The organism is Neobacillus sp. SRL179, from assembly GCF_984799095.1.
Genome location: NZ_OZ481792.1, coordinates 438587 through 452353 on the forward strand (window position 1 = coordinate 438587; position 13767 = coordinate 452353).

The 13767-nt window shown below is 34.7% G+C and carries 9 protein-coding genes; 5 read left to right on the forward strand and 4 right to left on the reverse strand.

All coding sequences use genetic code 11. The features are described 5' to 3' along the window. Positions 1 to 301: 301 nt before the first annotated feature. Together AC4E8C_RS02270 and AC4E8C_RS02275 are read right to left on the reverse strand one after the other, a co-directional pair. A complete protein-coding gene (locus tag AC4E8C_RS02270; RefSeq protein WP_490209922.1) occupies positions 302 to 559 on the reverse strand; it encodes a hypothetical protein in 258 nt (85 codons plus the stop codon). Then, positions 546 to 662: a hypothetical protein gene (locus AC4E8C_RS02275; protein WP_490212442.1), complete on the reverse strand. Its 117-nt coding sequence runs from the start codon at positions 660 to 662 to the stop codon at positions 546 to 548. Before AC4E8C_RS02275 ends, AC4E8C_RS02270 begins: the two co-directional genes overlap by 14 nt. A gap of 481 nt (positions 663 to 1143) precedes the next feature. On the opposite strand from AC4E8C_RS02275, the gene AC4E8C_RS02280 reads away from it, so the two are divergent. The 5 genes from AC4E8C_RS02280 (at position 1144) to AC4E8C_RS02300 (ending at position 10469) form a co-directional block, all read left to right on the forward strand. Further along, entirely contained in the window at positions 1144 to 2262 is a 1119-nt protein-coding gene (locus tag AC4E8C_RS02280; RefSeq protein WP_490209924.1) for a hypothetical protein, read from the forward strand. Positions 2263 to 2724: 462 nt separating this feature from the next. After that, on the forward strand, positions 2725 to 3768 hold the full coding sequence (locus AC4E8C_RS02285) for a Wadjet anti-phage system protein JetD domain-containing protein (RefSeq protein WP_490209926.1): 1044 nt from the start codon (positions 2725 to 2727) through the stop codon (positions 3766 to 3768). A gap of 3 nt (positions 3769 to 3771) precedes the next feature. Further along, positions 3772 to 5316 carry a hypothetical protein gene (locus AC4E8C_RS02290; protein WP_490209927.1) on the forward strand — a complete coding sequence of 515 codons (1545 nt, stop codon included), beginning with the start codon at positions 3772 to 3774 and terminating at the stop codon, positions 5314 to 5316. After that, a complete protein-coding gene (locus AC4E8C_RS02295; RefSeq protein ID WP_490209929.1) occupies positions 5306 to 6073 on the forward strand; it encodes a DUF6063 family protein in 768 nt (255 codons plus the stop codon). The genes AC4E8C_RS02290 and AC4E8C_RS02295 overlap by 11 nt, the downstream gene beginning before the upstream one ends. Further along, the gene (locus AC4E8C_RS02300) at positions 6060 to 10469 is read left to right on the forward strand and encodes a coiled-coil domain-containing protein (RefSeq protein ID WP_490209930.1); all 4410 of its coding nucleotides are present in this window, start codon (positions 6060 to 6062) and stop codon (positions 10467 to 10469) included. Before AC4E8C_RS02295 ends, AC4E8C_RS02300 begins: the two co-directional genes overlap by 14 nt. A gap of 413 nt (positions 10470 to 10882) precedes the next feature. Here the strand turns inward: AC4E8C_RS02300 and AC4E8C_RS02305 are convergent, their stop codons facing one another. Next, entirely contained in the window at positions 10883 to 13300 is a 2418-nt protein-coding gene (locus AC4E8C_RS02305) for a molybdopterin-dependent oxidoreductase (RefSeq protein ID WP_490209932.1), read from the reverse strand. Then, a complete protein-coding gene (locus AC4E8C_RS02310; protein ID WP_490209933.1) occupies positions 13300 to 13737 on the reverse strand; it encodes a hypothetical protein in 438 nt (145 codons plus the stop codon). The genes AC4E8C_RS02305 and AC4E8C_RS02310 overlap by 1 nt, the downstream gene beginning before the upstream one ends. Positions 13738 to 13767 lie beyond the last annotated feature (30 nt).

The following is a 13767-nucleotide window of genomic DNA, read 5'->3' on the forward strand; positions in this document are numbered from 1 at the left end:
AAAAAGGTCTTAAGAATGTTGATAAACCCACCAACATCCCTTTGTGTTGTCAATTACAGTCCACACATGTTGAATGCGTGTCGCAGATAGTTTTAAAAGAAGCAGCAGATCCCAAATAGGGGATTCTGCTGTGTTTTATTCCTTTATTGGAGCTGAAAAACGATAGTGAATGACAGGGATTCCATCAGAGGTTACTTCAATTCAATTGATTAAGCGATGCAAGATTTCTGGTGTTAATTCATCAAAGTTTAGAAATTGAAGTAATTCTTGTTTTAACTTCTCGATGTTATCCACCGTTTGTTCACTTTCCATTACTGTTAAAAGATCGCTTCTTTTCCGCTAACTCGTTAATTTCAATATTATTAGCTTCGACATTTTCACGATATTCCTCATGAGTAATGATTTCTTCGGCTAACATATTGATGTATTTTCTTTTTCGGCCTTTTATGATCTCGAGTTGCTTGTCTATTTTCTCGAGTTGTTTTTGAAGGCTTTGTTTCGATTTTTTTGATTGAGCTTCTAACTTCTTTAAATACTGCTCTTTATCAATTTGTTTCACTAACTCTTTGGATGTCAGTTAGAACTGTAATTCTGAGTAAGTCCTCTCGAATGACATGATTACTGCAAGCCTTTTTACCATAGTGGGCATAACTTCCACAAATATAACCTTGTTATGGGCTTAGGTAAACACTGCTACACCAATGTATCTGCCAACACCACTCAAGCCACATTGAAAATGTTACGTTGTTGGAATTGACAAAATAATCGGAAGTACTAGAAAAGAGCTCATTGATGTGGGCTCTTTTTGGTTTATCCTATCAATAGTCTAAAAAAAGCATGATAATAGCCTAACTGCCTTTTAATACATCATTAATAGGGAGTTATTCAAATTTAAAAAATATCCCATTATTCCTTGCTTCCAATTTTTTAGAACAATGTTCAAGACGTGATGCTAGGCTGTTAATTTCCTCTATATCTTGATTTTGTTGACTAGACAACGGTTTTAATCCATTCTGTTTATTAGAGGGACATATTCTTTTGGTTTTATTTGAATGTTTATATTATCACCTGTACAAGTTGGTTATGATTAGTCTTGAAAACTTGATATAAGGATAAAAGTTTAGTGATGAATGAGGTGGTTGTATGGTAGAAAAAGGTTTGCTAGATTTGAAAGAGCTACAACAAATGCAAGTGTTAGGGGTTCCTTTTGGATATAAAAATAATACAAACAGTGAGAATAATACTACGGAATTGGTTATATTACCTTATCCTGATGAACTAGTAAAATTTAATAAAGGATTAAAAGTATTTAGCTATGAAACCCTTCAGCTTTTGCGAAGTAAATATTATTTTGGTATAAACCATAGATGTCAGATGTTTGAAGTCCTTTATAATACATTCGAGGATCTTATTACTAAAGGGAAAAAGGATATAGATGACTTTTTGACTCTTCAAGTTCTTTATTCGGATATGATAATGAAATTAGGTACGGTACTTGAAGATTTCGCTGGTATGTGCTTTGCTTGTAGAGAGTATCAAGTAAATGGTTTGGATATAGCAAAAACCTTTTTAGCATACTCAGACCCTATTAGTTTTTATGAATCTATTAAGTCTAAAAAAGGAAAAAGGAAAATTAAACAAATTTTTAATATACCAGAATCAAAGGGTGAATTAAACAAAATATTTAAAAATTTAAATATCGCAGAAACTGACTTGTTATGGAAAGTTGTTCAAAAGTCATCAGACCTAATTGTTGAAAAATTTGAGATTATATCTTCTTCTATTGTTAGAAATACAAAAGAAGATATGACCTATTATGATATGTATAATAAGCTAAAACATGGTTTTTCACCAATATTCCCATTTATTACACCAATGCCGATACCAATATCTATCCAAGGAGTAGATAGTGAAATGCCGATTGAAGAAGTAATTTCTAAATACTTCTTTGAAAATTTAATGATTATGCATGATAAACTACAAGGTCAACGTACTCAACATGAACAAGATGAATATACGCAAAAAAATTTAGCAACACCAGCATTTACTTACCAAGATGTGAATTTGGAAACAGCTAAAGATATCAAAGAACTAGTATTAGACATTTCTTTATTATATAAACATTTAATGAAAAAGTACCTCTTAATAACTGAGGGTAATAACGAAATGCAAATGTTGATGTCAAAGGATTATTTAAGCGATGATGAAAGGCAAAAAGCTGAGTCAATAATAATTGATAAAGATAGATATAATAATAGTTAAGCTAAATTTTATGAATCCACATACAAGTGAGCCGGAAGTGGCCAATCTAGATGTTCAAATTACATTTTCTAAAGAGCTTATAGATGAAATAACAAAATGATAATCAAGATTTATTAGAAAAGCGGAGTAAAGCTATTACTAATGATACAATCATGTGCTTATTTTGATGAAGAACAACAACAAAGTAAAGTTGTTTAACTGCGCAGTACAAGAATACTAAGTAGTAGATTAAGCGATTGGAGACGGTTACCTTTTAGGGTGGCCGTCTTCTTTATTGCCTTCATAATGTTCAATTAGTATGCATTACTCTGATTGTCATTAAAAGATTACTAAATATTGGTTATAATGGAACTAGTAATAACTGATATTTTAGAAATGAAGCGATCTAATTGAAAGTGGACTTTATGGTGAGTCGGCTGACTTTAAAGAATAGATACTGGGTTAGAGAAAACGGAGGTATTTATGTATAGGAAAGTACTTGAGTATATTAATAATCATCAGAAAGTCAATATAGAAACTTGGGATATCCAAAGTTCATTGCAAATTCATGGTGATTTTGTCTATACAGACTTTGTAGGTTCAATTAAAAGATTAGTAGAACAGGATATTATTGAACCTGTTATATCTAGTGGTGAAAGTCACCACCATCGGCAAGAGCTTAAACTTTATAAAAGATATCACAAGGTAAAAGTGCATGAAGTAGTCTCAGATGTATTTAAAAAAGAAATATTAACAATGTATCATGTGAAAATGAAAGTTTCGTTTTATATTCAGCAACCTAAACAATACGCTGAAGACCGCCATTTCTTAATTAACATAAATCAGTTCTTGAATTCAGATTCACAAGATTGGTTAACGGTTAATGAGAGGTCATTTCAGTTGGTTCAGGATGAAAAATGGTTATCTGGAAACGGCATGTCCTTGTTGAAGAAGGTGGGATTATCTTTATCTGATTTAAGATGTTCGCAAATATTTGAACCCTTTTTTTACTTCGCAATACCTTCTTGGAGAGAGCTTACTCAAAGCAATGTTTTAATTGTTGAGAACAAGGATACTTACGGTTCTTTTAAAGAGTTATTTAAAGAGGGAATTACGACATTTGCTGGAGTAAAATTTGATTTTTTAATTTACGGAGAAGGCGAAAAAATCATAAGCAGTATTGAATCAATTTGGGATATTGACGGAACTGATTCAAAGGATATTCAAGGGTATTATTTTGGTGATATAGATCCCATTGGAATAGAGATTTGTCTATCGTTAATGAGGAAAAATGAGATTTCTTTAGAACCTATGGCTGCTTTTTATGAAGAGTTGCTATCAATATATAAAACAACACGGCTTAAAAGAAAAAAGAAACAAAAGTATAAAGTAGATATTGCGGAAGAATTCGCTTCTTACCTATCCGGTTCAATAAAAGATGCTTTTTTTGAGATCATCCAAGAATATTATTTGCCACAAGAGGGTTTAAATAAGAGTATTTTAAGGTCAATGGCTGAAAGGAATTAAATCATGTATAACAATGATATTTTTAAAGGCTTTGGTACAAGGTTAGAGTCTATCATGATATACAAACCGCTAATGGAACTAGATCGAAAAGAACGTATAGCAAATATCGCTCTTTCATCAATCGGTCTGAGCATTCTGCTGTTTATGATTGATAATATGCTTCATTACAAAAAGAACAATACCTACAAGGATATAGCGAAGTTTCTACAAAGATTACTTAAGGAAAATGTGGATTATGATATGAGCTTTCCTGAGGCTCAAGAAAAAGCTATTTTAATAGTCAGAGAATATTTAAGAAATAACGGTCAACCGTTTGTATATGACTATTTTGATTTTGAGAAAAGTAGATTTAATTCTAAAACATTTCATTTGATAGATTTTGAAGAGAATTTTGACGTATCAGCTGCATCAAAACAAAATGAATCATTTGTATTAACAGCGGAAGCAATAGAAGGACTTTTTAAAACTAAAGAAATGTTTCAAGAAATGCAAGTTACAATCATGCAAATGTACTTCAGGCAGCAGATAGATAGAGGTGTGTTTGATGGAGCTATTAGAACGGTAGAAGAAATTATATTCGTACTAAGGAACCGTCATAATGAAATGAAAAATCTGATTAAAACAATTGCAAAGGACGTTTTACAGGTTGCAAGAGAAAAAGAATTCGAAAAAACAAAACAACGATACGACGAAACCTTAAGAAGTGAAAAAGAGGCATTTGCGAAACTAAAACAATTGGTTGAATATACACTAGATAAATACTATAAAGGTGATGGTGAGTGGACAGAAAGAGAAGCAAAGGCTATACAGTCAATTAGGAAGGTTCAGCGTAGGTGGAGTGAAGCGATGCAAGCTCATGAAGTACTTTTCTCTTTGAAGCAGGATTTACAAAAGACTTTTACTGATAACATTGAGAACTTAATATTTAATTCCTTTCAAACTGTAATTAATTTTGAAAAAGAGGTATTGTCACTTGCAATAGATAACCTTATTGATTTAGAGGGCATGAGAAAAATATTAAAACCTTTAAATCCTATAAAACCTTCGCGGCTATTTCATCCTGGTGTATTCTTCGAACCGCAAAAAATGAAAAAAGAATATGAAAAGATAAAGGAAGCTATTCCAGAGCTTACTCCTGAGCAAAAGAGATTAAAAGAGGCAGAGGACAGGAAAAGAACCCAGTTGAAAATTGCTAAAGCGAAGATTGTATTTGAATGGATATTCAAGCCATTATTAAATAATGAGTCCTATGAGATGAACGGATATATACAGTCCATACCAGAAGAAGTTACGATTCAAGACGAGTTTTATATAGCGTTAATACAGATGCATCAACGAAGATATATCAGCTTTAAGCCTATTAAACCAGAGTTACAACCTCACCTTGACGAATTTACACAAGCTTTATTGGAATTTATAAACGAAAGTGAAATAAATAAAGTTTGTTCTAGTGCTTCGATAAAATTGAAAATGGATGAATTTATTGTGCTTAAACCACTCGGAAAAGAAATTTCTAATTTTATTGTTAGGAGAAATTATGATGATTAATATTGAGAGTAAAAGGATCTTTGCAGAAGCTTTAGAGTTCTATGAGTCCATCAAAATTAAGGGTAAGGTTGAGCCAAGCGAACGACATTTATTCAATCTTTATAAGGATGAAGAAGTAAGAGAGGTATTGGAGGATGTTATTGAAGTGCAAACAAAGGTGAAGTTTGTTCAACTAGATCCTTGTCAGACCATCTATATAATCCCGTCTTTTGATAATGAATATCATCAATATAATAATAAAGAACTTAGAGAATTGTGGAGCTTAAAGGACAATGCAGAATTGTATGCTGGTCAATTTTCAATGCTAATACTTTTGAGTATGTTTTATAATTCATCTACACAGAGGTTATCAGATAGAACATCCGTGTCTTTAGGTGAATTTTCAAAAGCTATAAATCATTATATGAGCAAATTAAATGAAATAGGCGAAAAAGCGGTTGAACAGTATTCAGAAGAGCTTGAACTTGATTTAAAAAGCATTTTGGATGTTTGGAATAACCGAGCACTGGTGGTTGAAACGGCAAAAAGCCCAGATAAAGCGCCTAGTGGAAAAATAGGTTTAATTAATCGAATTCTGAAAAATTTAGAGAAAGAAGATTTACTACTGCAAATAGGTGATGAAATAAAGTTAACTCCCAAAATGGATGCGTTAATTATTCGCTACTACTTCAACGATTCAAGGCGTGAACAGTTATTTAAATTCTTAAACAGCTCAATATTTTCAATGAAGAGGGACGATAATTATGGCAACGATTAATGCGATAAAGTTATGCAATATCAACATTGATGGAGGGGATAAACTAATCCCTTATAACACTTTCAGCTTTAAAGGTTTACAATCGTTGTTTATCTTAGAGAACGGTGGAGGGAAAACAACGTTTATTCATTTACTATTACAAGTAGTTTTGCCGAACACTTCGAGCGGGAAAAGAAGTTTAGATGAAACCTTGGAGCAAGGTAAAAATGGGTTCATTATAGTGGAATGGAAACTAGATTATAAAGGGGAGCAGCGGCTAATTACAGGATTTTCTTTTGAAAACAGAAAAGAGGCAGGTTCAGGAAAGTCATCTCTAAGATTTTACACCTATACAATTGAATATCCGAGGGGTAGATTTTCAATAAATGAGCTTCCTGTGTATTCAGAAGAAAACGGCAGAAAATACGTCACTTCTTATGAAGTGTTCAGAGACAAAGTAAAGAACATTACTAAGGTTCCTACAACAGTATACAACTCCAAAATGGTTAAAGAATATCAAGCAGTCTTGAGAGAACAAGGTGTGATACCTGAGGAATGGGAGAATATCAAGAAAATAAATGTATCAGAAGGGGCAGCAGATGCGTTTTTTGAAAAAACTGATACAGTTCCTAAATTACTAGACCGTTTATTCATTCCTTCATTAGAAAAAGCTATGTTTTCAGAAGATAAAAATGGAAGCACTTTAACAGATGCATTTTACAAATTCCAAGAGAACTTATTAAAAATACCGGAAATCCAAAAAAACATTAAGGATTTTGCAGTTGTTGAGGATAATGTCGAGGGAGTTATTCAATCTGTAGAAAAATATGAGTCAGCAAAAAAAGAAAAGAATGAAAAGAAGAATTATCTATTAAAGTTATCCGAAACATTTAATCACTTAATTCAAACGGCTAAGGAAGCAATCTTGCTAAAACAGCGGGAGTTGAGTGAACTTAACAAAGAAGCTGCTGATCTTGACTGGAAGATAGAAAGCTTTGAATCGTTTCAACAAAAAGCAGAAATAATTAATGTAAAAAAAGATTTGGCCGATTTGAAGGAAGAGTTGGAACTCCTTAAAACTTCAAAGGACGAAGCGAATAGAAAAATGCGGGAATTGAAAGCAATGCGTGCATATATACGTCAAGCAGAGCTTGTGATAAAACGTAAAAGTTTGTTGTCTAGTATTGAAAACCTAGAAAAAAAGGATGTTGAATTAAAGGGGTTAGTAGAACAAAGGCATGAAGAAGCATCCTACTCTTGGATCATTCATGAGAAAGATTTAAAACAAAAAATAGAAAAGGTCAACAATGAGTTGTTATCACTTTCAGATGAACTAAAAAATCAAGAATGTAAAAATGAAGAGCTTAGTTATGAAGCCAAAAAGCTAGCTGAAAAGAAAGCAAGAATTGAAGTTCGGTTAGAAGAACTACAGAAATTTAGAGAAATTTTACTTTCTTGGTTTGATGAATGGGAATTATTAAATCCCCAAGAGTGTCTAGATAAATCGCAGGAGGAACTAGTAGCTTTATTGGAAAGAAAAAAGAGATACTCCAACGACATAAACAGTGGTCATGAAAAAATTGGCAACTTAAAGGACGAGCTTAATGATAGAAAATTAGAGAAAATTGATACTGAAAATAGTATTGAAGTTGAGGATAATAAGTTAGGTGAATATTATATTCATAAAGATAAATTATCGTCATTGTTATCGTCTTTCGGTTCGCGAGTACCCTCTAACCAAAATGAATTAGATGAAGTGTTAATGAGTCTGCGGAATGAATTAGCAGATAAAGAAATTGAGCTGGAAAAATACAGTAATCAAGTTAGAGTAATAGAAGAAGATCTATTACGCTTAAAGGAAACCCCTTACTTCGTACCAAATAATCAAATAGAGGGTGTTAAGCGTTACCTTGATAAAAGGAATATCTTTGTGGTGCTTGGAAGTGAATGGCTTTCTGATCAAGATTTAAGTGAATCTGAGAAAACGGAAATACTAAATAAGCTCCCACTTCTTCCGTATTCAGTACTAGTTGAAAGCTCACAAATAAAAGATATCCCCAAAGAGATGAACAGAGTAGAATGGAAAAGCTCATCTCCTATCATTTTTATTGATAAAGAAGAACTACTGAGAGCGCAAGAAACAGATAATTATATAGAAAACTTAAATTTAGTAACATCCCATAAAAACACATGGGTATACCAAAGTATTGATGTGAACTTTTTTGTCGGCAAAGATAAAATTCAAGAGCTTATTGAACGGAACGAAGAACTGTTGATTCGTGCTCAAAATGTAGTTAAAGCAGTTAAAGGAAAACACTCAAATTGCCGAAAAGCAATTGAGGTAACTGAAGACTTCTTTTCTAGTTATTCCTTTGAGTATGAAGCGTCTTCAGTCAATGTACTAAATCAATTAAAAGAGAAACGTTCTGCGTTAAAAGAAGGTATTGAAAGTCTGAATGTTTCTCTTGATACTTTAAGTGACAACATTGAACAATGGAAAGAAAAGTTGGAGGGTGTTGAATCCGAACTAAAAGATGCTGAGGACAAACAAAGGAAAGTGAAAGAGTTTGTCGATAAATCCGCTGATGAACATAAGCATTCTCGTCAATTAAAAGAGATTGCAGTTAGAGATAGTGCTATAGAAAAGGAAAAACGCGATATAAAAGATCATTTGCAAAAGATATCTGACAAGATAACTAAACTAAATAAACAAGAGAATCATTTTGTAATAGAAAGGCAGCAGCATAATGACGATCAGAAAAAGTTTGGCTGGAAGGGAAAACAAATTTATGGGCCTTCAATGGGTTATCAACTTGCTAAAGGGTTGTATGAATCTAGTAGGGAAGATTTAAATAGAGAGTACAAAGAGCTAAAAGGGCTTCAAGATTCTCTGGAAGACTGCAACAAGGGAATTGAACGAGAAGAGGACGATATAAAAGAAAGTGAAATCGAATACTCCTGGTTAGAATCTAACAAGCACAATGTAACATATGATGAAATTGCAAAAGCAAGAGAATTAGAAAGAAGGTACAAAGACAAAATCGAACCATTAGAACAACGAGTAAGCGGTACTAACGGGAAATTAAATAAACTAGAAGGTGCTCTCGAAAACAATTTGAAATATATAAAAGATAAGTATGATAAAGAAGCTCATAGATATACAGATGACAGCGAATACCATAAGTTTGTTTTCTTGAAAGGTGAGTTAGAGGATAAGCGAGGAGTTTTGGTTGAGGCAATTGGTGCTTTCGAGAAAAAAGAAACCGCATACGATAAGTCATATGAAGTGTTGAAAAGTAACATCCCAGAAATAGTTGCAGGTATAGTTGCGCCGTTTGAAACCTTTGATTGTGAAGTTGAACAGTTAATTTCCTTTACCAATCAACAAATATCTGAATTTAAGGGATTGTTGACTGGTTTAAGAAAATCTGAGGACTTAGTTAAGAGTAAATTTACTAATTTCAAGGTTCTCCTTGAAGATACAGACAACAGCAAAATTAAACAATTAGCCAAGCAATTTGACTTGTTGTTGGCAGAGGAAAGGTTGTTTGATTCTAACTATGTAATTGACAAATTCACAAGAGTTTTGGAAGCAAGCAACATTTACAAGGAGCAGCTGGAACAGACTAAAGTTGAGGTAGAAAAAGATAGGGAAGAACTAATAGAAATGGCTTTAAACAGGGTTGGAGCTATCTATGATCGAATTACAGAAATGCCAAAAAGTTCAAGGTTAAGTTTATACGGTAGAGAATTACAGGCCATTAGGTTAAAGTGGGATAGAATGTTAGATGATGATGCTAAAAATCATATGTCCCGTCATATTGTAGATGTGGTGGAAGATATAAATAGAAGGTTGATTGAAGGTGCTAGTCAAGAAGAAATTCAACGATATATTCATTCACAGTTAGACACAAGGGAATTAATGAAATGCTACGCGCCATTCCATCAGTGTCAAATTGAAATATATAAACCCAAAAAAGAACAAGTTATGAGAGACAAGAATAAAAGAATCGAGTATGCGCCTTGGGAAATAGCTGTTAAGTGGAGTGGTGGAGAACAATATACCGTTTATATGACGATGTTCATGGTATATATTATGCATGTTAGACGAGCTGAAGCGGGAAGAGATCGGGAGCCATTCACCATAATTGTGGACAATCCTTTCGGTAAGGCATCCAACGATCATGTTGTTGATCCGATTCTTGAAACAGCTAAGAAGAATAATATTCAATTAATCTGTCTAACGGCACATGATACTCCACGTATCATCAGTAAATTTCCTGTTGTATATAGTAACGTTTACAACTATGAACCAAACACAAAAACGGAGATATTAGAATCTACGTTTAAAGAAACGCTTGAAACGTTCAAGTATATAAACGACGAGGAATTATTTGAGCAAGGTAGCTTGGTTTAGTATGGTGAATAGTGATAGATTCAATTCGTAAGCTATAGTACACACTGTGTAAGAATGTACCTAAAGTAAACGGGAGCTTATGTGTAAGAAGAATAACAAAACAAAGTCATTTACTTCGTAGTACAAATATACTGTTCAATAGAAAAAGTGTAATTAATAAACGGGAGCAATTTTTGATTAGTTATTAAATAAATAGGTAAACACCACTACAACATTCTATCTGCCATCACCATTCAAGCCATGTGGAGTGCTGTTCGCTACTGGTTTTGAAATAAAAAGTTGTGGCCGTGTGTAAAAAAGAAACCTCTCTGTTATAAACTATAACCCGAATAACGGACACTTAAAAAATGTCCCTTATTCGGTTTTTTTGTATTTTATTTTTGTGAAGCCTAAATGTTTCTTGCATTTTATTTTTATTTATAGGGCAGATATTCTGGCAGCGGTACATGGGTTACCGAAAGAGGTATTTCCAGCTTAATTCCCATTTGAAGGTCATAAGGAGATACAAGCTTATTCACTTTTTGAAGGGCTTCAATACTTGTACCAAATTGTTCAGCAATTGTACCGAGAGTATCCTTCTCTCCTACTATATGGGTTTTTCTCAATTTCTCGATTCTACATGCGGACTGCTTAAAGGTTGGCTGCTTCGATAAAGGATCGGTAAAATCTGCAGTCAAATCATTTGCAGCCTCCTTTTTATGCCAGCTTCCAAAATGAAATGGCACAAAAATTAATCCTTTTTGTACGGACTCACCAATTCTTACTGGGACTTCGATTTCCCCTCTTGCGGAAATAATTCTCACCTTCTCGCCCTCGATCAGCCCTAGTTCCAATGCATCTGCGGTATTAATTTCCGCATACCCATTAGGAGCAGCCGCCTGAAGGTATGGAGAACGTGCGGTTTTGGTCCTTGTATGCCAATGCCAAACCAGTCTTCCAGTAGTAACCCATAAAGGGTATTCCTTGTTTGGCTGCTCCACAGGAGGCAGATACCTAGTTGGATGGAGCATCGCTCTCCCATTTAAATTTAATTCTTCAAACTCTTCTTTAGACAGCGGTCTTCCAGTAAACTGGTCCTTCATAAACGATTGAGTATAATTTGTTTCTGTCGCAAAACGGCCATCCGAATAAAGCCGGGTAGTTCCTTCCGGTGCTTTATCATTGACCGGCCATCTTAACCCATTATATTTTTCAAGTTTTTCATAAGTAATGCCGGTCATGTCAGAAGGTCTTCCTTTTGATACTTTTTTCCATTCCTCAAAACATTCTTCTGGAGTTGAATATTGGATCAATGGATTTCCATCCTTGTCACGAAAATCCATCCTGGTTGCAAAATCGAGCAGTATCTCAAAGTCAGATTTAACTCCCTCAGGAGGGTCTACTGCCTTTCTTAATAAATTAATAGTTCTATCGGCATTTTCCATAGTCCCTTCTTTTTCTCCCCATAAAGCTGCTGGAAGGACAACATCTGCAACAACTGCTGTTTCTGTTAAAAATGGGTCCTGCACTACTACAAAAACTTCTTCCAGAGCCTTTCGAGCTCTTGCCCGATTAGGAAGAGATACCATAGGATTTGTTCCAATGTTCCAAAAAAAGCTGATTTCTCCATTTTCAATCATATCAATCTGTTCTTCTATCCCTTTTTCTGGACCTACTGGAAGGTTCTTTTCTTCCACGTTCCATAGCTCGGCCATTTCACGAATATGGTCAGGATTATTTGGATTTCTATTTGCCGGATAACTTCCTACTCCACCTGCTGTACGGTTAGCTGAGGAACTTGGCTGCCCGGCCATATGAAGCGGCCCACAGCCTGGCTTGCCAATCAGCCCTCTAATTAAGTGAATATTATTAATAGCAACGCATGCTGTTGTGGCATCCGCACTTTGATACGTACCCTGGAGAGTAGTGGTCACAAGCGTCTCAGTATTACCAAGAATTTCTGCAGCCTCCTTAATCAATGCTGCTGGTATTCCAGTAACCTCGCTTGTGTGTTCTAGATCCCACTCTCCAAGAGCCTCTGCCATTTTTTCAAAACCGACAGTATTGTTTTTTATAAATTGTTCATCCAGTCTTCCATTCTCTACGATAAGGCGCTGCAGTCCATTTAATAAAGCAACATTGCTTCCTGGATATAATTGAAGATGCATATCGGCCATACGGGCTGTAGCTGTTTTCCTTGGGTCTACAACGATAATATACGGCTTTCCGGTTCTATTTTTTCTTTCTATAATTCTTTCAAATAAAACAGTTCCCGTTTCGGCAGGATTATGACCGAACATTAAAAGTGTATCTGCTTTATCAACATCGTCAAATGAGGCAGGAACACCATCCGCACCGAAGGACTGAAGCAGGCAAAATTCAGTAGTAGCTGTACAAAGCCTTGTATTGGCATCTAACAAATGAGTTCCAATTCCCGCTCTGCCTATTTTAGCTATCGTATAATAGTCTTCTAGAAATCCCTGTCCCGTTGAATAGATGGCGATTCCATTTCTGCCCTTATTTTTTATGGTTTCCCGTGCCTTTTTAACAATTAGTTCCATCGCCACGTCCCAGGAGGCTGGAACAAGCTGTCCAAACGCATCCCGGACCATTGGGGTCAAAAGCCTGTCCGGACTGTTGTTTGCTTGCCATTGGTTTTCACCCTTTGGGCCTAATCTACCTCTATTTATAGGATGCTTCGTATTACCCTTTATCCCCACAATCTTATGATCTTTAACGGCTATGTGGCATCCACAGCCGACAGAACAGATATTACAAGTACTGTATACCCATTTATCGACATCTCCCTGACTGTATACATTTATATCGGTACGCTCCGTTTCCCAAGCCATTATTTTCCACCTTCTCTTAGTGTCTTAGGCAAATATAACTCTGGTACAACATATTTAATTTTCTCAGGACCAAATTGAACTGCCAACTCTTTGGCACCTTCTTTGAGGCTCTTTTTAATCCCTTGGAATAGTAAATCCAAATCATTAACATGTTGGGCATTGTTTTCATCCTGCCATGTTATCGCTCTTCCCCAGGCCCGAAAGGTAGAATCGGCAACCGAATCGTCATGGTATAAAATAGAGAGATCCTTTTTATACGTTTTAAAATCCTGTTCCTTCCTTTTTGAAATTTCAATTAGGTTCTCACAAGTATCCCTTTGTTCTTGCAATACCGTCCTAAAAAGAATTGCCAATGGATTTTCTGCATCCTGACTTTCCTTAATAATCTTGTCAGAGTCTTCCATAATACTGTTAAAAATATTATGTAACCGGTCCATTACCTCCCGCCTCCCTTTTAATTTATTTAT